Source organism: Metallibacterium scheffleri (assembly GCF_002077135.1).
In the GTDB taxonomy this organism is placed as follows: Bacteria; Pseudomonadota; Gammaproteobacteria; order Xanthomonadales; family Rhodanobacteraceae; genus Metallibacterium; species Metallibacterium scheffleri.
In genome coordinates, this window is record NZ_LDOS01000001.1 from 390,788 (window position 1) to 409,253 (window position 18,466).

14 protein-coding genes are annotated in these 18,466 nt (G+C 66.7%); 9 read left to right on the forward strand and 5 right to left on the reverse strand.

Features of this window, described 5'->3' with window-relative positions; genetic code table 11:
- Positions 1-273: 273 nt before the first annotated feature.
- Complete coding sequence (locus Mschef_RS01725) at positions 274-3,177, reverse strand: TonB-dependent receptor domain-containing protein (protein WP_168708812.1); 2,904 nt, start codon at positions 3,175-3,177, stop codon at positions 274-276.
- Positions 3,178-3,410: 233 nt separating this feature from the next.
- Complete coding sequence (locus Mschef_RS01730) at positions 3,411-4,316, reverse strand: AEC family transporter (protein WP_176212405.1); 906 nt, start codon at positions 4,314-4,316, stop codon at positions 3,411-3,413.
- 179 nt (positions 4,317-4,495) lie between these two features.
- On the opposite strand from Mschef_RS01730, the gene Mschef_RS01735 reads away from it, so the two are divergent.
- The gene (locus tag Mschef_RS01735) at positions 4,496-4,738 is read left to right on the forward strand and encodes a hypothetical protein (protein ID WP_081126121.1); all 243 of its coding nucleotides are present in this window, start codon (positions 4,496-4,498) and stop codon (positions 4,736-4,738) included.
- Positions 4,739-4,946: 208 nt separating this feature from the next.
- Here Mschef_RS01735 and speE read toward each other — a convergent pair whose 3' ends face one another.
- Complete coding sequence (speE, locus tag Mschef_RS01740) at positions 4,947-5,801, reverse strand: polyamine aminopropyltransferase (protein WP_081126122.1); 855 nt, start codon at positions 5,799-5,801, stop codon at positions 4,947-4,949.
- A gap of 194 nt (positions 5,802-5,995) precedes the next feature.
- Here speE and speA point away from each other — a divergent pair, with 194 nt between their 5' ends.
- Positions 5,996-7,894, forward strand: coding sequence for a biosynthetic arginine decarboxylase (gene speA / locus Mschef_RS01745; protein WP_081126123.1), 1,899 nt, complete (start codon positions 5,996-5,998; stop codon positions 7,892-7,894).
- Positions 7,891-8,850 (forward strand): L-threonylcarbamoyladenylate synthase, encoded by a 960-nt coding sequence (locus Mschef_RS01750; RefSeq protein ID WP_081126124.1) that lies wholly within the window; start codon positions 7,891-7,893, stop codon positions 8,848-8,850. The genes speA and Mschef_RS01750 overlap by 4 nt, the downstream gene beginning before the upstream one ends.
- 6 nt (positions 8,851-8,856) lie before the next feature.
- Here Mschef_RS01750 and Mschef_RS01755 read toward each other — a convergent pair whose 3' ends face one another.
- The gene (locus Mschef_RS01755; protein WP_242426414.1) at positions 8,857-9,438 is read right to left on the reverse strand and encodes a peroxidase-related enzyme; all 582 of its coding nucleotides are present in this window, start codon (positions 9,436-9,438) and stop codon (positions 8,857-8,859) included.
- 14 nt (positions 9,439-9,452) lie between these two features.
- On the opposite strand from Mschef_RS01755, the gene Mschef_RS01760 reads away from it, so the two are divergent.
- On the forward strand, positions 9,453-10,442 hold the full coding sequence (locus Mschef_RS01760) for an NAD(P)-dependent oxidoreductase (protein ID WP_277921461.1): 990 nt from the start codon (positions 9,453-9,455) through the stop codon (positions 10,440-10,442).
- Here the strand turns inward: Mschef_RS01760 and Mschef_RS01765 are convergent, their stop codons facing one another.
- The gene (locus Mschef_RS01765; protein WP_136256217.1) at positions 10,443-11,627 is read right to left on the reverse strand and encodes a DUF6351 family protein; all 1,185 of its coding nucleotides are present in this window, start codon (positions 11,625-11,627) and stop codon (positions 10,443-10,445) included. It abuts the gene before it with no gap.
- Between the two features lie 206 nt (positions 11,628-11,833).
- Here Mschef_RS01765 and Mschef_RS17565 point away from each other — a divergent pair, with 206 nt between their 5' ends.
- The 5 genes from Mschef_RS17565 (at position 11,834) to ubiB (ending at position 18,351) form a co-directional block, all read left to right on the forward strand.
- Entirely contained in the window at positions 11,834-12,001 is a 168-nt protein-coding gene (locus tag Mschef_RS17565) for a hypothetical protein (RefSeq protein ID WP_168708811.1), read from the forward strand.
- A 196-nt stretch (positions 12,002-12,197) separates the two neighbouring features.
- Positions 12,198-15,512 (forward strand): S41 family peptidase, encoded by a 3,315-nt coding sequence (locus Mschef_RS01770; protein ID WP_081126126.1) that lies wholly within the window; start codon positions 12,198-12,200, stop codon positions 15,510-15,512.
- Between the two features lie 14 nt (positions 15,513-15,526).
- Positions 15,527-15,991, forward strand: a complete 465-nt coding sequence (locus Mschef_RS01775; RefSeq protein WP_081126127.1) for a tRNA (cytidine(34)-2'-O)-methyltransferase — start codon at positions 15,527-15,529, stop codon at positions 15,989-15,991.
- 57 nt (positions 15,992-16,048) lie between these two features.
- On the forward strand, positions 16,049-16,693 hold the full coding sequence (locus tag Mschef_RS01780) for a ubiquinone biosynthesis accessory factor UbiJ (RefSeq protein ID WP_081126128.1): 645 nt from the start codon (positions 16,049-16,051) through the stop codon (positions 16,691-16,693).
- A complete protein-coding gene (gene ubiB / locus Mschef_RS01785) occupies positions 16,690-18,351 on the forward strand; it encodes a ubiquinone biosynthesis regulatory protein kinase UbiB (RefSeq protein WP_081126129.1) in 1,662 nt (553 codons plus the stop codon). Before Mschef_RS01780 ends, ubiB begins: the two co-directional genes overlap by 4 nt.
- Positions 18,352-18,466: the final 115 nt, after the last annotated feature.

An 18,466-nucleotide genomic window follows, 5' to 3' on the forward strand; every position in this document is an offset into this window, starting at 1 on the left:
CGTCGTCTGTGCAAGTACCGGGCTTTGACCCCTTTTGCTGCCTCACCCCAACGTGTCGCCTCGTATCCGCTTCCTGTTCGTCAGGCCAGCGCTTTGCCTCGGGCTTCCTTCAGACGACCAGTCACCCGATTCGCCCTTGCCTCTGGCTAACTCTTCCCCTTGCCGGGTGAGTAGAGGACTTTCACCTCCAAGCAGGTGCGCCCTGCCGGGCGCACAAAAAGAAAGGGCCGGCATCGCTGCCGGCCCAAGTCTCACACGGAGATGGAAGGATGCTTAGAAGCGGTAGTTGAAATCGACATAATACGAACGGCCGTAGATGTTGTAAGCGCCTTCGTTGTAGTAGGGCCAAGAAGTATCGCTCTTGTCGACTGGCGGCATGGTATCGAACAAGTTGTTGACCGTGAGGCCAATGCTGGCATCCGAACCAATGTCGTACTTGAACGTGGCGTTGTAGAGAATCCACGGTGGCAGAGTACCCGCACCGTAAGTCTGGTAGACAGTCGGATTATCTGCTGCCGCGCTGTTCGCGAGCTTGCCGTAGCGGATTGCCGTCAACGCTGTATCCCAGTTACCGACTGCCCAATTCAACGTGCCGCTGAGGATCGTCTTGTACTCAGGACCCAACGCCGAGCCACCCTGAGAATAAAGCGTGTCGTAGTAAGGGTTGTGCAGCAGATCGACGGTGGGCTCGCCAGGAGCTGCTTGAAATTGGTGTCTCAATGTAACGTTGTAATTACCATTCAGACTAAGCTCACCCCACTGGCCCAAGTCGTAGCGATAAGCAAGCGATGCAACGATGCCACTTACACGTTCAGACGCAATATTGACAGGCTGATAGCTAACGCTTAACAACTGTCCTGTGCTTGAGCGGCTAACCGCATTCAAAGCTGCAATGCAGACTGGCGAAGATGCCGGAATCTGACCAAGCAGGCACTGTGCTTCCTGAATTAGCAGGCTGTTGACGCTCTGGTACTGCACCTCGTTGCGAATGCGAATGTCGTAGTAATCGGCTTTGGCCGTAAAATTCGAGGTGGGCGACCAGACTACACCGCCGCCCCAACTTTTCGCCGTGATCGGGCTGAGAAATCGATTGGGATTTTGCTGCCCGGTAATTTGTACGTTATTTGCACTTGATTGCGAACAGGCAGAAAACGGAGTGCCTGGAGCATTTTTCTCGCACTTGTAGTAATCGGTAACAAACTGGAAATTACCACTGGGTCCGACAAAAACATAACCCATATCCGGCATGCGGAACGCCGTCGAATAATTGGCCCTCAGCAGCAAAGTACTCAATGGTCTGAAAGCAAGTGCCACTTTGTAAGTGGGACGACTCGAAGAGCTGCCACCATCGTTGTGGAAGCGGTCATATCGAGCCGAAACATCTGCGCTCAACATACTAAAAATCGGGATGTGAAACTCGACTGCGGCAGCATACTGATTCCGGCGTCCACCGCCCGATGATGCGGTTTGCCCCCAAAATGCATGGCTGGTCAGCAGGGGGTTGGCAGGTAGCGACCAATTTTCATCCCCCGCTTGCAGCACAGCCGCAACTCCAACATTTCCGGCGGGCAACGCAAACAAATCAGTGTTGGTCACTTGCAAATTGACGTTCTGGGTATAGTCTTCGCTGCTACTATGGATGATGCCTGAGAACGCTTGATATTCAGCAGGCGTCACATTTTGATAGAAATTTTTGTAGTTGGGAGCGTAAACCGGATAACCGTAATTGGTGCCAAGTTTCGGCCCCAGAAATTGATTCTGGAAAAATGCATCGACTTTGGCGGTCAACGGATGCAGTTCATTGGTTGAAGTGTTGAGCTGCGAACGCGCAAAGAAAGCATCATAATTCCAGTTACTGCTACCCACGCTGCCTTTGATACCGCCATAGAAATTGTAGGAACGGTCCACTTCGTGAGTGGAATTGGTCAACAAACCGCCCACCTCTTCAGGCGAGAACAGCTCGAACGGGTTTTGAAAAGTGCCGGTATTTGCGTTGAAAATATAGCCGGGCGCCTGGCCATTATAAAATCCATTGATGTTGGGCTCCCAAAAACTGTAAAACGGACCGACGCCATAATTCTGACTGTAAATGTCGAGCAACAAATTGCCATATAGCTCAGTGTGGTCATTAAGGCGAAATGTTCCTGACAAGTATGCGCTACCTTCTCGCGTCTTGTTCATCACCGTGTTATAGCCAGGTGCATATGGACTTCCGCATGCGTACCCATTACCTACGTACTGACCTGGTGGTTGGCCCACACCTGTCACTGTCTCGCCGCGTACGGTAGTGCCGGCATACTGATTGGCAATATTTGCGCACGCATTGGGCGTGATACTGTTCGGATCTATGTAGTTGTTACCTGCGAACAGCGGGCCAACATCAAGAATGCCATAGGTAATGGAGGGCAAACCCGCCAGCTCGGGATTGGGGTTTGCAAATGTACTTGAGGCATAGCTACGTTGAAACTGATAAATCGGCTGTTGCTCCTGATATTGCAGACCATAAACCAAGCTGAGCGGGCCGTGGTCGTAGCCACCCACCAGCGAAAGTCGCTGTGACGAACCGCCGCCTTGCGAGAATCCACCTGCTTGGTAGTTGAAGTCCAAGCCGTGGGCATGTTTTTTGAGAATGATATTGACCACGCCCGCGATTGCAGCCGAGCCGTAGATCGACGATTGGTTGCCGGGGACGATGTCAATGCGGCTGACCATCGCCAGCGGGATATTGGAAATATCCGAGATATTGGCCTCGCCGTTGTACAACAGCGGATAACTGGCCAAGGGGTGGCCGTTGATCAGAAACAGTGTGAAATCAGGGGGCAGTCCTAGCAACGAAATCGACTGTGCGCCTTGCGTGAAACTGGCGGATGTTGCCGCGCCTTGAACCTCGCCGGTGGCCAGCGGCTGCGCTCGCAGCGCCTGATAGATACTGGTGAACCCTTGGCGCTTGATGTTTTCCGCAGTGATGGTAATAGTCGGCGTGGCAGTGTTGATCTCGGCTGTGGGAATCAGCGAACCGGTGACCACCACCGCTTTCATCTCTTGCACTTTTTTCTTGTCTTGCTTCTGCGTGGTACCGGTCTGCGAATCCTGCGCGCGCACGGGCAGGGCATAGGCCGAGGCGGAGAGCGCGGCGACGATGGCCGCCGCCAACAACGAGCGTTGCATGGGCTTCATGGGTTCAAGACTCCGTGTGCGTGTGGGGCGAAGCATGCTGGCCGGCGTTGCCCGGCCGTAGCCAAAAGCCGTGATGCCGGCAACCGGCACGGCTTTAACCCGAAGCTAACGCCAAACGCACAGGCCGTTCTACGGATTTGGCCGTGATGTAATCGATCTGTATGCGCGCCGACTGTGGTTTTGTAAGATTCGTGTCGCTGCGCCGCAGCAACATCGCGATTCCAGGCTGCGTTTCAATGCAGCCAATGCACGCCCAGCGGCAGGAGCAGCAGCATCAGCACGATGCCGTAGCTCACCATCGCCGCGGCGAGGCGCGGCGCCAGCCCGGCCATCGCGGCCAGCGCTGCGGCGGTGATCATCGGCGGCATCGCCGATTCCAGCACGCCGGTCTGCGCGGCCGCGCCGTGCAGGCCGAGCAGCGGTGCCAGCAGCAGCGCCAGCGCCGGCAGTGCCAGCATCTTCAGCAGCAGGCCGCAACCCAGCGCGCCCAGATGTTCGCGGTCCGGCAGCAGCTTGAGCTGCAGGCCGATGGCCAGCGCCACCAGTGGCAGCAAGGCCGCAGCCAGCGGCTGCAGCATCCCCGTCAGCCAGTGCGGCAATGATGCCGGCGCGATGGCCAGAGCCAGCAACAGCGCCAGAAACGCCGGAAAGGTGAGCACCCGGCGCAGGATGTGCAGCGGCCGTGGGCGCACGCCATGGCCGTAAGCCGCCAACACCACCACGCCGTACGTGGAGAGGATCAGGAACGAGCCGAACTGGTCGTAGGCCACCGCGTAGGGCAGCGCCGCATCACCCAGCACCGCGCGCGTCAGCGGATAGCCGAGGTACGAGGTATTGCCCAGCGGCACGGTCAGCAGCAGCGCGCCGGTGACCGCGCGCGGCCAGCGCAGCACACGCGCCAGCAGCCACACTGCCAGCGCCGCGACCAGCAGCAGCAACCACGGCAGCAGCGCCACCGCCACCAGTTCGCGGCCGAGCTGCAGGCGCGAGGCATACAGCAGCACCATCGCCGGCAGGTTGACGTACAGCACCACCAGGTTGAGCGTGTCGGCGGCGCGCTCGGGCAGCACGCGCCGCCACGCCAGCACGCGGCCGATGACGATCAGCAACAGCAGAAACGCGAAAGTGGCGACCGGCAACTGCATGCGATGGCCTCGTCCGGAATGACGCTCAAGGAGCGGGAATCATCAGGCCAATCCAAGTCCCGTGCTCTGCACGCGCTGGATCCCCGCCCCCGCCTTCGCGGGGGCAGACTCTGCGCGCGAATGACGAGCGCGGTGGCGCGGCTCCCTGTCTGGCCTGCTGATACACTGCGAGCATGACGGCAAACACGGAAAATCTGATCCTTGAACTTCTGCGTGTCATGCGCGCGGACATCACCTCGATCAAGGACGGCATGCGTGAGGTGAAAGGGCGCCTGACCAGTCTCGAAGCCGCCATTGCAGCGCTGCGCCGCGATCATCTGGGCGCGCAGGAAGATGTGTATCGCCAGCAGGCTGCCATCGATCGATTGGCGGAGCGCATGGATCGCGTGGAAAAGCGGCTCGAGCTGCAGGACTAGCCTGGCGCGCGCAAGGCAACCCATTCAAGAGCGGCAGGCGCGGGCAGGAAGCCCCGTTTTTCGTCATCTCCGCGCAGAGCCTGCCCGACGAAGATACAGGGCGGGACATGCCCCTGCCTTTCGGCATCCCCGCGTTCCTGTTGCCTGGATCCCCGCCTACGCGGGGATGACGGGCCGGGTCGCGATGACCAGCCAGGAAACTCGGGTATCAGCCGTCGCGCAGCGCCGCGCGCAAAAACTCGGGCGCACTCAAGGCCGCGCGGTGCACGCCGGCGTTGTAGTAGCGCGTGGCGAACGGCCTGGCTTCGGCATCGGCCTCGCGGAAGGCACCGATCGCCGCCGCGCCCTTGCGCGCCAGCGTGCAGCTCCACCAGCCGGTGGGATAGCACGGCTGCGGAAACGGCAGCGTCGCCATGGCGCCGAAACCGGCCTGGCGCATGGCCGCGCGCATGCTCTGGATCAAGGCCAGATGCGCCAGCGGCGATTCGGATTGCTGCACCAGCACGCCGCCCTCGCCCAGCGCGCGCTGGCAACTGCGGTAGAAGGCCGCGTTGAACAGGCCCTCGGCGGGACCCACCGGATCGGTTGAGTCGACGATGACCACATCCACCGAGCCCGGCGCGCACTCGGCCATATACTGGATGCCATCGGCGAAGCGCAGCTCGGCGCGCGGGTCGCCGTTGGCCTCGCACAGCTCGGGAAAGTGCTGCTCGGCCAGGCGCGTCACGCGCTCGTCGATCTCCACCTGCACCGCATGCTCCACCTCGGCGTGGCGCAGCACCTCGCGCAGCGTGCCGCAATCGCCGCCGCCGATGATCACCACGCGCTTCGGCGCCGCATGCGTGTACAGCGCCGGGTGCACGATCATCTCGTGGTACAGGAAATTGTCGCGCGTGGTGACCATCATGCAGCCATCGATCACCATCAGCTTGCCCCAGTCGGTGCTGTCGTAGATGGCGATGGTCTGGTAGGGCGTGGTTTCCTCGTGCAGTTTGGCGCGCAGGCGAAAGCCGATGGACGACCCGCTGGGGGCGTGATGCTCGGTGAACCAGGTCTCGCTCATGGCGCGCGCTCACAGGGTTGAAGAGGCGCGATTGTAGCGGGCGGCGGCGCGCGCTCCGCGATGCGCGCGCCGCCGCCGGCTACACTACGCACGCCATCGACCCCGCGGCGTGCAAGGCTTCCGGTCGAGGTTGCCCGCGCGTCCAGGCCCGCCGCTGCGATGCCATCCACTCGATGACCACGGGAGAGCCCGCCATGCCGGAACACTGGGATCGCGACGCCGCGCGCCACACCTATGCCATGCCCTACTGGAGCGATGGCTATTTCGATATCGACGAACAGGGCCGCGTCAGCGCGCGTCCGCGGGGCGACGCCGGCCCCGCGCTGGCGCTGGCCGATGCCGTGGCCGCGGCGCGCGCGAGCGGCTTGCGTCTGCCGCTGCTGCTGCGCTTTCCCGACATCCTGCACCATCGCCGCGCGCGCCTGCAGCAGGCTTTCGCCGCCGCGATGACGACGCACGGCTATCGCGGCGGCTACACCGCGGTGTATCCGATCAAGGTCAACCAGCAGCGCGGTGTGGCCGGCGAACTGGCCGCCGGCGGCGATCCCGCCGACTTCGGCCTGGAGGCCGGCTCCAAGCCCGAGCTGCTGGCCGTGCTGGGCATCGCCAAGCCGGGCAGTCTGGTGGTGTGCAACGGCTACAAGGACGCCGAGTACATCCGCCTGGCGCTGATCGGCCGGCGCATGGGGCTGGACGTGGTGATCGTCATCGAGAAGCCCTCCGAGCTGGAGCACGTGCTGCGCGAATCCGCCGCGCTGCACGTGGCGCCGCTGCTCGGCGTGCGCATGCGCCTGGCCACGCTGGGCGCCGGCAAATGGCAGAACACCGGCGGCGACAAGGCCAAGTTCGGCCTCACCCCGCGGCAATTGCTGGACCTGCTGGCGCGGCTGCGCGCGGCGGGCCTGGGCGACGCGCTGCAACTGCTGCATTTCCACATGGGCTCGCAATTGTCCAACCTGCGCGACATCGCCTCGGGCATGCGCGAGGCCGGGCAGTATCTGGTGCAGCTCGCGCGGCAGGACGTGAACTTGCGCTGGGTCGATGTCGGCGGCGGTCTCGGCGTCGATTACGAAGGCACGCGCTCGCGCTCGTCCTGCTCGGTCAATTACGCCATCGAGCAGTATGCGCAGGCCATCGTGCAGCCGCTGGCCGAACTGTGCGCCGCGGCCGCGCTGACGCCGCCGCGCATCGTCACCGAAGCCGGGCGCGCGATGACCGCGCATCACGCCGTGCTGATCGCCAACGTCAGCGAGGTGGAACCCGCGCCGCATGGCGCGCGCGCCGCGCTGGCCGCCGACGCGCCAGCGGCGCTGCGCCATCTGCACGCGCTGCACGCCGAACTGGCCGCGCGCCCAGCCACCGAGATTTATCTCGAGGCCCAGCAGCACCACGCCGAGGGTCTGGCCCTGTTCGCGCTGGGCCAGCTCGACCTGGCGCAGCGCGCCGCGCTGGACGATGTGTTCCACGCCCTCGCCCACGCCGTGCGCGCGCGCCTGGACCCGCACGAGCGCGCGCAGCGCGCGCTGCTGGACGAACTCGACGAGAAACTCGTGGACAAATACTTCGTCAATTTCTCGGTGTTCGAATCGATCCCCGATGTCTGGGCCATCGACCAGATCTTCCCCATCGTGCCCATTGCCGGGCTCGACCGGAAACCCGCGCGGCGTGGCGTGATCGCCGATCTCACCTGCGATTCGGACGGGCGCATCGACCACTACGTGGATGCCGGCGGCGTCGACGTGAGCCTGCCGCTGCACGCGCTGCCCGACGATCCCGGGTCGCCGTATTGCCTGGGCATCTTCATGGTCGGCGCGTACCAGGAAACCCTGGGCGACATCCACAACCTGTTCGGCGACACCGACGCGGTGAACGTGCGCGTCGGCGCCGATGGCCGGCCCGTGCTCAGCCACCACCGCCGCGGTGACAGCGCCGCGCTGATGCTGGAGTACGTCGGCTACGACCTGGCCGCGTTGCGCGAAACCTGGCGCCAGCGTCTGCACGACGCCGGACTCGACACCGCGCAGGCCGCGCCGCTGCTGGCCGCGTTGCAGGCCGGCGTGGACGGCTATACCTATCTGGCCACGCCGGCGTGAACACGCCGTCCGCGTGCAGCGTGCCGCGGGCCGTGGCCGCGCTGCGCCGCGGCGAGGTGATCGGCCTGCCCACCGAAACCGTGTACGGCCTCGCCGCCGACGCCGGCAACGCGCAGGCGGTGGCGCGCGTGTTCGCGCTCAAGCAGCGCCCGGCCGACCACCCGCTGATCGTGCATCTGGGCAGCGTCGCGCAACTGGACGCCTGGGCGCGCGCGGTGCCCGAGGCCGCGCGCGTGCTGGTCGCGCGCTACTGGCCGGGGCCGCTGACCCTGGTGCTGCCGCGCGCCGCGCGGGTGCTCGACGCGGTCACCGGCGGCCAAGACACGGTGGCGCTGCGCATGCCCGCGCATCCGCTGGCGCGCGCCGTGCTGGATGCCTTCGGCGGCGCGCTGGCAGCGCCCTCGGCCAACCGCTTCGGGCGCATCAGCCCGACGCGACCCGAGCACGTGCGCGCGGAGTTCGGCGCGGCCGTACCCTGCGTGCTCGACGGCGGGGCGTGTGCGGTGGGCATCGAATCGACCATCCTCGATCTCAGCCGTGCCACGCCGCGCATCCTGCGCCCCGGCGCGATCACCCGCGCCATGCTCGAAGCCGCGCTGGGCGTGACCGTGGCCGCAGGCGCCGATGCCGCCGCGCCGCGCGTGTCCGGTAGCCTGCCCGCGCACTACGCGCCGCGCACGCCGCTGCGACTGCTGCCGCGCGCCGAACTACTCGCGCAAGTCGGCGCGCCCGGCGTGCTGGTGCTCGGTCACGGCTTCGCGCTGCCGCCGCAAGCCGGGCTGCGTCTGCCAACCACTGCCGCCGGCTACGCGCAGGCGTTGTACGCGGCGCTGCGCGAACTGGATGCGCGCGGCGCGCGCGTGATCCTGGTCGAGCAGGTACCCGATGCGCCCGAATGGGCCGGGGTGCGCGATCGCCTCGCCCGCGCCGCGGCGGGCGCGGGCGCCGCGGATTGAACGCGGTCAGCTCGCATCCGCGTCCACGCCCAGTCCCTGCGCGATGCGGTTGACGAAATTGAAGTACGCGGTGATCAGGTTCACGCGCAGGATGTCGGCATCATCCAGGCCCTGTGCGCGCAGTGCGGCGATGTCCCCGGCGCGCAGCGCATGCGGCTGCAGGGTGAGCTTGCGCGCGTACAACGCGATGGCGCGCTGACGCGCGTCGGCGATGGTCTCGGGCGCGGCGCGCACGGCCTGCAGCGCGTCATCTTCCTCGATGTAGTACTGCAGGCGCCCCAGATGTTCGCGCACGCAATAGCCGCAGCCGTTGGCCGCCGACACCACCACGGCGATGATCTCGCGCTCGTCGCGCGGCACGCCGCCTGGCGCGAACATCAGGTGCGAATACAGCGCCAGGTGTTGCTGCAACGCTTCGACATCCAGGCCTTGCGCCTCGATGATCGGCGTGGACTGGCCGCGGCGTGCGCGCAGGTCGGCATAAAACGCGGCCAGGGCGCCGTCGGCGTGGGCTTCGTCGATGCTGTTGATCCACGCCATGCGGCGGCTCTCCGGGCGCCGCGCCGGATGCGCGGCCGTGGCGGGCATCTTCCCATGCGTCGTTGTGCGCTTGGCAAGTACGCATCCGCATCGCGCACAATCACGCATCGGGCGCCACGAACGGTTCGCCCGGCCCCCGGCACTACCGCCATCCAGATCAGGAATCGCAACGCATGAGCACTTTGCAAGTCGGATTCGTCGGACTCGGGGCAATGGGCGTGCCCATGGCCCGCCACCTGCACGCACGCGGCCTGCTGACCGCCGTCGCCAACCGCACGCCGGCCAAGGCGCAGGCGCTCGCGCTCGAACTCGGCGTGGCCGCGCCGGACACGCTGGCGCAGCTCGCCGCGGCGTGCGATGTGATCGCCCTGTGCGTCACGGCTGATGCCGACGTGCTCGGCTGCGTGCAGGCGCTGCGTCCGGGTTTGCGCCAGGACGCGATCGTGATCGACCACAGCACGGTGGCGCCGGCAACCGCGCAGCGCGCGGCGGCGCTGCTGCGCGAGGCCGGTGCGCGGTTTCTGGATGCGCCGGTATCCGGCGGCGTGGAGGGCGCGCGCAATGGCAAACTCTCGGTGATGGTCGGCGGCGACGAGGCCACGCTGGAGCACGCGCGCGTCGTGCTGGAAAGTTACGCCGCGCGCGTCACCTGGATGGGCGCCACGGGCAGCGGCCAGGCCACCAAGGCGGTGAACCAGGTGCTGGTGGCCGGCATCGCCGCGGCGGTGTGCGAGGGCTTGGCGCTGGGCGCGGCGCTGGGACTGCAAGCGGAACGCCTGCTGCCGACACTGGCGGCGGGCGCCGCCGGCAACTGGTTCCTGGACAAGCGCGGCGCGACGATGCTGCGCGGCGAGTTCGGCGTCGGCTTCAAGCTCGGCCTGCTGCACAAGGACCTGGGCATCGTGCAGGGCATCGCACGCGCCGCCGGCACCGAGCACAGCGTCGTCGACAAGGCGCTGGCCGACTACGCCGCGCTGATGGCCGCCGGCCACGCCGACGAGGACATCTCGGCGCTGATCCGGCTGAAGCACGCGCCAGTGCGCGGAGCCTGATCAACCACCCGGCAGCTTGCCCGGCTGCGGGCGCTGGCCGTGGTCGATCCAGCGCGTGAGCTCGTCGAAGGCGCGCCCGACTTCGGCGCCGGTGAACACGCAATGGCCCTCGGCGGGCACGTATTGCTGCACGAACATGCCGGCATGCCCGGCGCGCTGCACGCGTTCGGCGTAGGCATCGACGCTGTCGGCGGGCACCAGCGGGTCGGCCAGGTCGTGCAGCTCCAGCATGGGACGCAGCAGGCGCCCGCTGGGGGTGTAGTAGCGCAACAGGTAGGCCACGGCCGCGGGATCGGCGCGGTAGCGCGTCACGCCGGCGTTGAGCGCCGCGTCGTCGCGCGTGCCGAGGTACACGTAACCGGCGTTGCCGAAGGGGTTGCCGCCAGCCTGCTGCTGCGCGCGCTGCACCAGCGCGGTGGCGAAGGCGATCACGCCGGGCAGATCCTGGGGCGTACCCACGTGCCAGATCGCGCGCAGGTCGGCGAAACGCCCGGGGTGCGCGGCGAAGGTGGCGGCGATGCGCTTTTCGATTTCGGGCGTGGGCGCGTAATCGACCGGCACCGGGCCCAGCGTCGGCAGGATGCCGGGGAAGTAGTACGCGAACGCCGCGAGCATGCGGAACTGGCGCTGCCCGAGCTCCCAGCTGGGCGCCAGCGCGCCGCACAACGCCAGAGCGCCCTGGTAGTTGCCGGGGTCGCTCTCGATGGTCAGCGCGGTGAGCGCGCCGCCCATCGAGTCGCCCGCCACCAGGGTCTGCCGCGGCGCACCGTGCCGCGCGCTGAAGTACGCGCGCAGTTGCGCGGTGTCGGCCATGGCGCTCTGCAGCGCCCAGCCGGTCTGCGCGTAGGCCGACTGGATCACCGCGTAGCCGCGCGCCAGCATCGGCGCCAGCCAGGCTTGCGGCGCGTCGAGGTCGTAGTGCACCGGGTCGAGCGAATAGCCGTGGTAGAACACCACCAGACGCTGGTTCCAGTCCTGCGGCACGTCGATGCGGTAGGCCACGCCGCCGAGGCGGCCGGTCTCGATGGCGATGCCGGCGCGGGTCGTGCGTTGCACGTCGTGCACATGCAACCCGGCATAGGCGGCCGGCGCGTTGCGCGCCTGCGCGACGCTCAGGGTCGAGGCCAGCAGCAGGCCCACCAGCACGGGCAGGAGTCGCGATAGGCATCGACGCGGCGGGTGCATGGCGAACTCCTCGAGGACAGCGGCGCAGTCTAGCCGCCGGCACCGGCTGCGCGCCTCAGGCGGACGTCCGCGGACAGCGGCAACAGGCATCGCCCGCGCGCAAATGATTGATCGCAAAGGATCAGGGCCACGCCATGGGCTGGCACGGGGCTTGCGATGACCTCCCTGCCGCGGCGCATGCCGCGCACCCCACCACGGAGTCCGCGATGAACAACGAATTGAAACTGCTGGGCGCGATGTTCGCGCTGAATGCGCTGATGCTGGCCGTGCTGCTGACGGTGATGCTGGGCCTGGCGCCCACGCCGCAGTCGGTGTTCGCCGGCGCCAGCAGCGCCCGCCAGCCTGGCTCCGCAGCGCTGTCAACGCCGGCCTGATGGGCGTCGCCACGGGCCACGACCACGACACAATCGCCGGCTCGCATCGCGCGTCCGCGCCTGCAGCGCGGCGGAACTTCGCGGCAGGCAAGCGGTCCACTTGAACGCGGCGTGAATGATGTTCGCGCCCGTCATGGTCCGCTGCACCGCGCACGAGGTCGGCGGGCCGGTTCCTGTCTGCGGGGGAGAGTCGCCCATGTCCAATCGAATTTGCGCGTTGTTGATGGCGCTCGCATGTGTCATCGCAATCGGCGGCAGCGCGGCCCATGCCGCGACCACACAGCCATTGCTGCTGCTGCGTTATCCGACGCTGTCGAAGACGCAGGTCGCCTTCGAATATGGCGGCGAATTGTGGGAAGTGCCGCGTGCCGGCGGGCAGGCCCACGTGCTGGCCAGCGGCATGGACATGCTGACCCAGCCGATCTTTTCGCCGGATGGCTCGATGATCGCCTTCACCGGGACTTATGACGGCAACACCGATGTCTACGTGGTGCCGGCCAGTGGTGGCGAACCACGCCGACTGACCTATTACCCTGGCCCCAATGTGGCGGTCGGCTGGACGCCCGATGGCAAGGCGATTTTGTTTCGTTCGCACCGCTACAGCTATTCCGATCCGGACCAGTTGTACACCGTGCCGGTGAGCGGCGGCTTCCCGCAGGAACTGCCGCTGCCGATGGCCGAGGACGGTTCGTACTCGGCCGATGGCACGCACCTGGCCTACGTGCCGGAGTTCCAGTGGGAACCGTTCTGGAAATACTACAAGGGCGGGCAGCACACACAGATCTGGCTGGCGCGTCTGTCCGATTCGAGCGTGGTGCGCATTCCCGACCTGAATGCCAACGAGAGCGATCCGATGTGGGTCGGCAACACGGTGTATTTCCTGTCCGATCGCGACGGGCCGATGACCCTGTTCGCCTACGACACGGGCACCGGCCAGGTGCGCCGCGTGATCGACAACACCGGCTTCGACATCACCTCGGCCAGCGCCGGGCCGGGCGGCATCGTCTATTCGCAGTTCGGCCAGTTGCATGTGTACAACTTCGCCAGCGGCCACAGCCGCGCGCTGGCGGTGACGGTGTCCGGCGATCTGCCGCAACTGCGCCCGCGCTTCATCAACGTGTCCAAGCTGATCGACGATGCCGCGATCTCGCCCAGCGGGGTCCGCGCGCTGTTCGAGGCCAACGGCGACATCCTTTCGGTGCCCACCCTGCACGGCAGCTTCGTCAACCTCACCCACAGCCCGGGGGTCATGGATCGCGATCCAGCCTGGTCACCCAATGGCCGCTGGGTTGCCTATTTCTCCGACCGTGCCGGCGAATACGACCTGTACATTCGTGCGCAGAATGGCACCGGCACGCCGCGCCGCATCGCGCTCGGCCAGAAGGACGCCTTCTACTACGGCCTGACCTGGGCGCCGGACAGCCGCAAGCTGGTGTTCGGCGATCAAAAGCTCAACCTCTGGTATGTCGATCTGGCCGCGCATGATCCGCACCCGATCAAGGTTGCGCACAATGCCTATGCGACGTTGCAGCACTTCCATCCAGGCTGGTCGCCGGACAGCCGCTGGATCGTCTACTCGAAGGTGATGCCCAACTACCTGCACGCGATCTTCATCTACTCGCTGGCCGCTGCCCGCGCGCAGCAGGTGACCGACGCCAGCAGCGACTGCCGCCATGCGGCCTTCGATGCCAACGGCAAGTACCTGTACTTCACCTCGAGTACCGATACCGCGCTGACCTCGGGCTTGTGGGAAATGAGCGGCATGGAGCGGCCGGTCACGCGCCATGTGTACGCCGCCACGCTCATGCCGGGGACGCCTTCGCCGCTGGCGCCGGATGCGGGCTTTGAACCTGCCGCTCCGGGCAGCGCCGCACACACCGCCGGCAAAACCTCCAAAGCCGCGGCGACGGTCGCGATCGACTTCACCGGCCTGCAGGCCCGCGCGGTGCCGCTGCCGATCAGCGCCGCCAACTATGTGGGCCTCGCGGCCGGCACCAGCGGCGTGCTGTATCTGCAGAAGGCGCCCCTGGTGACGATGCCGTCGGATGTCACGCCGTTCGGCGTGCCGGTGTCGATCGAGCGCTTCGAACTGGCCTCCAGGAAAACCGCCACGCTGGTCAGCGGCATCACCAGCTTCCGGCTCGCTGCCGATGGCGCGAAGATGCTGTATCAGCGCGGAACGAACTGGTTCATCGCCGCGACCAAGCCCAAGGCCAAGCCGGAGAAGCTGGCCACGCAATCGCTGCGCGTGTTCGTGGTGCCCAGCGAGGAATGGGCCGAGATGTATCGCGACGCCTGGCGCATCGAGCGCGCGTATTTCTACAGCCCCATCTACGACGGCCTGAACATCGATCAGGCCGAGGCCGAATTCGCGCACTACCTGCCCGGCCTCGCCAGTCGCGACGGACTCAGCTTCCTGTTCCGCGAGATGACCGGCTATCTCTCGATCGGTCACATGTTCATCTACGGCGGTCATGAGCCGAAGATGCAGGACATCCATGTGGGCCTGCTGGGCGCCAATTACGCCATCGAGCACGGCCACTACCGCATCACCCGGATCTTCACCGGCGGCGCATGGAATCCGCAGTTGTATGCCCCGCTGGCGCAGCCGGGTCTCAAGGTCAAGGTGGGCGATTACCTGCTCGCGGTCAACGGCCAGCCGCTCCGCGGTGACGCCAACATCTACAAGGCATTCCAGAACCTGGCCAACAAGGACGTGACGCTGACCGTGGGCCCGCGGCCGGACATGGATGGCGCCCACCCGATCGTCGTCAAGACCATCCCCAGCGAACACGCGCTGCGCAACGTCGCCTGGATCGACCACAACATCAGGCTGGTCAACCGGCTCTCCGGCGGCAAGCTGGGCTATGTCTATCTGCCGGATACGGAGTGGGGCGGCTACAAGAATTTCAACCGCTATTTCTTTTCGCAGGTGGACAAGCAGGGCGTCATCATCGACGAGCGTTTCAACCACGGCGGCGATCTTTCCGATTACATCATCCAGTATCTGCAACGCAAACCCATGGCCTTGGTCGTCACCCGCTGGAGCCACCCGCAACTGGCGCCGCCGATGGCCATCTTCGGGCCCAAGGTGATGATCATCAATCAGTTCTCCGGCTCCGGCGGCGATGCCTTGCCGTGGTATTTCAAGATGGACCACGTCGGCACGCTGGTCGGCGAGCGCACCTGGGGCGGACTGGTCGGCATCGGCGGATATCCGAAACTGATGGATGGCGGCGGCATCACCGCGCCACGCGTCGCCGTGGAAGGACTCAACGGACATTTCCCGGTGGAGAACCACGGCATCGCGCCGGATGTGACCGTGTGGCAGAACCCGAAGCTGGTGCGCGAGGGGCAGGATCCGCAGCTCGAGCGCGCGGTGCAGATCGCGCTGCAGCAGCTCAAGGCGCATCCGCTGCCGCACTACACGCACGCGCCGTGGCGCAATTACCACCCACAACTGCCGCCGCTGCCACGACCCGTGGCCAGCCCTGCACCCGGAGGGCAATAACCGCGCGTCGCGCCATGCTGCACATCGTCCTGGTGCATCCTGAAATCGCGCCCAACACCGGCAACGTGATGCGTCTGGCCGCCAACACCGGCTGCGCGCTGCATCTGGTGCGACCGCTGGGCTTCGCCCTGGATGACGCCAAGCTGCGCCGCGCCGGGCTGGACTACCGCGAACACGCGCGCGTGGCTGTGCACGACACGCTGGCCGCCTGCCTGACCGCGCTGCACGCGCCGCGCGTGTTCGCGCTGACCAGCAAGGGCCATGTGCACCTTGACGAGGCGCGCTTCGCCGCCGGCGACGCGCTGCTGTTCGGCAGCGAGAGCCAGGGCCTGCCCGCCGACGTGCTGGCCGCCGTGCCCAAGGCGCAGCGCCTGCGCCTGCCCATGGTGCCCGGCAGCCGCAGCCTGAATCTGTCCAACGCCGTCGCGGTGACGGTGTATGCAGCGTGGCGCCAGCTCGGCTACGCCGGCGCGGTGTGAGCCAGCGTCGATCCCGCGCATGGCCTGCACGCGAGGAGCGCGGGCTACAATCCGCGCATGTCCGAATCCACGCTCGATGCGCTGCTGCCGGCGCCACTGAAACGCCTGCTGGGGCGCACCCTGGAGGAAGCCCTGAACCGCGCGCTGGCGCTGGATGCCGACAGCCGCGACGCGCTGGCCGCGCTGGACGGGCGCAGCGTCTGCGTGCGCGTGCAGCAGCCGCCGCTGGCGCTGCGCCTGCACGTGCAGGACGGTCGCCTGTGCGTGGGTCCGGCCGCCGCGGCCGAACTCGAAGTGAAGCTGCGCCCGGCCAGCCTCGCCGCGGCGGCGCTGAAGGGCGACGGCGCACTGCCGCCGGGCGCGGTGAACCTGTCCGGCGATGCCGACCTGGCGCGGCGCATGGAGAAATTGGCGCGCGACTATCAACCCGACCTCGAAGCGGCCTTCGCCGCGCGCTTCGGCGAGGTGCTGGGCGTACCGCTGGCGCGCGCGCTGCTGGGCGCGCTGGCGCAGGCGCGCACGTTCGCGACGCAAGGCCTCGAGGATGGCGCGGCCTGGTTGCGCGACGAGGCGCGGCTGACCCCGGCACGCGAGGAGATCGCGGATTTCCTCGACGAGGTGGACCACGTGCGCGAACGCAGCGAACGCCTCGCCGCGCGGCTCGAAGCCCTGCGCGCGCGCCTGCATGGCGCGCGGCGATGAGCACGCTGTCCTCGACCCCGCGCCTGCTGCACGTGCTGGTGATCGCGCTGCGCTGGCGCCTGCACGAATTCGCGCAGGGCACGCGCCTGTACCGGCCACTGGCGCTGCTGGCCGCGCTGCTGCCGCGCGCGCGCGGTGCGCGCGGACTGGCACGTGGCGAACGCCTGCGCCTGGCGCTGACCGAACTGGGGCCGATCTTCGTCAAATTCGGCCAGGTGTTGTCCACGCGCCGCGACCTGCTGCCGGCTGATCTGGCCGATGCGCTGGCCAAGCTGCGCGACCAGGTCGAGCCGTTCCCCGGTGCGCAGGCGCGCGTGACGATCGAAGAGCAATTGGGCAAACCCATCGCGCAGCTGTATGCCGAATTCGACGAAACGCCGCTGGCCTCGGCCTCGATCGCGCAGGTGCACGCCGCGCGCCTGCCCGATGGCCGCGCGGTGGTGGTCAAGGTGCTGCGCCCCGGCATCGCCGCGCGCATCGCGCGCGACACGCGCCTGCTGCGCGCGCTGGGCAATCTGGCGCAGCGCTGGCACCCGCGCGCCGACAAGATCCGGCCGCTGGAGGTGGTCGAGGAGATCGAGAAAACCCTCGAGCACGAACTGAACCTGCAGCGCGAAGGCGCCAACGCCAGCCTGCTGCGGCGCAATTTCGCGCACGCGCCGCATGACCTCTACGTGCCCGAGGTGTTCTGGGACTGGAGCGCCGAGCGCGTGCTGACCCTGCAGCGCGTGCACGGCATCCCCGCCGACGACATCGCCGCGCTGGATGCGCTGGGCGTGGACCGCAAGGCGCTGGCGCGCAAGGGCGTGCGACTGTTCTACGAACAGGTGTTCCGCGACAATTTTTTCCATGCCGACGCGCACCCCGGCAATATCTGGGTGGACCCGGGCGAACCCGCCGACGCCAGTTTCATCGCGCTGGATTTCGGCATCATGGGATCCTTGCCCGAGGCCGACCAGTACCTGCTGGCGGAAAACTTCATGGCGCTGTTCCAGCGCGATTACCGACGTATCGCCGAGCTGCACGTGGCCGCCGGCTGGATGCCGGCCAGCGTGCGCATCGACGAGCTGGAAGCCGCCACGCGTGCGGTGTGCGAGCCGTACTTCACGCGCCCGATGAGCGAGATCTCCATCGCCGAGGTCACGGTGAAGCTGTTCCAGACCGCGCGCGAATACGAGCTGACCCTGCAGCCGCAATTGATCCTGCTGCAGAAAACCCTGCTCAATATCGAAGGGCTCGGCCGCCAGCTCGATCCGGAGATCGACATCTGGGCAGTGGCCGAACCGATCCTGCGCAACGTCCTGCGCCAGCGCTACGGGCCACGCGCCTGGCTGCGCGAGATCAAACGCCGTGCACCGGAATGGATGCGCCAGGCGCCGCGCCTGCCCGAATTGCTGATCCAGACGCTGGAACAAGCCGCCAGCGGGCGCGGCGAACTGACCATCCGCGCGCGCGAACTTGAAGCGCTGGCCGCGAACACGCGCGTCACCCAGCGCCTGCTCGCCGGCGGATTGTTCGGCAGCACGCTGCTGATCATCGCGGTCGTGCTGTGGGCGCTTAAGCCACAGCTGGGCATCACCGCGCCGGTCGTGCTGGCCGTGCTGGGCGTGCTCGCTTGGTGGCGCGCGTGGCCGCGGCGCGACGCAGCACCCCGTTGAGGCAGGCGTCCTCGGCACCACGACACGCGGCCCGGCACGCTCCGCACGCATGACGCGGCGCTGAACCATGCAGCCGAAATACATTACGCATGCATCACGGCTTGATTTGGATCAA

What these genes read in the sequence shown, in the direction of transcription:
- Mschef_RS01725 (WP_168708812.1), bottom strand. Translation starts at nt 3,177, where the DNA reads ATGAAGCCCATGCAACGCTCGTTGTTGGCGGCGGCCATCGTCGCCGCG.
- Mschef_RS01735 (WP_081126121.1), top strand. Translation starts at nt 4,496, where the DNA reads ATGACGGCAAACACGGAAAATCTGATCCTTGAACTTCTGCGTGTCATG.
- speE (WP_081126122.1), bottom strand. Translation starts at nt 5,801, where the DNA reads ATGAGCGAGACCTGGTTCACCGAGCATCACGCCCCCAGCGGGTCGTCC.
- speA (WP_081126123.1), top strand. Translation starts at nt 5,996, where the DNA reads ATGCCGGAACACTGGGATCGCGACGCCGCGCGCCACACCTATGCCATG.
- Mschef_RS01755 (WP_242426414.1), bottom strand. Translation starts at nt 9,438, where the DNA reads ATGCCCGCCACGGCCGCGCATCCGGCGCGGCGCCCGGAGAGCCGCCGC.
- Mschef_RS01765 (WP_136256217.1), bottom strand. Translation starts at nt 11,627, where the DNA reads ATGCACCCGCCGCGTCGATGCCTATCGCGACTCCTGCCCGTGCTGGTG.
- Mschef_RS17565 (WP_168708811.1), top strand. Translation starts at nt 11,834, where the DNA reads ATGAACAACGAATTGAAACTGCTGGGCGCGATGTTCGCGCTGAATGCG.
- Mschef_RS01770 (WP_081126126.1), top strand. Translation starts at nt 12,198, where the DNA reads ATGTCCAATCGAATTTGCGCGTTGTTGATGGCGCTCGCATGTGTCATC.
- Mschef_RS01775 (WP_081126127.1), top strand. Translation starts at nt 15,527, where the DNA reads ATGCTGCACATCGTCCTGGTGCATCCTGAAATCGCGCCCAACACCGGC.
- Mschef_RS01780 (WP_081126128.1), top strand. Translation starts at nt 16,049, where the DNA reads ATGTCCGAATCCACGCTCGATGCGCTGCTGCCGGCGCCACTGAAACGC.
- ubiB (WP_081126129.1), top strand. Translation starts at nt 16,690, where the DNA reads ATGAGCACGCTGTCCTCGACCCCGCGCCTGCTGCACGTGCTGGTGATC.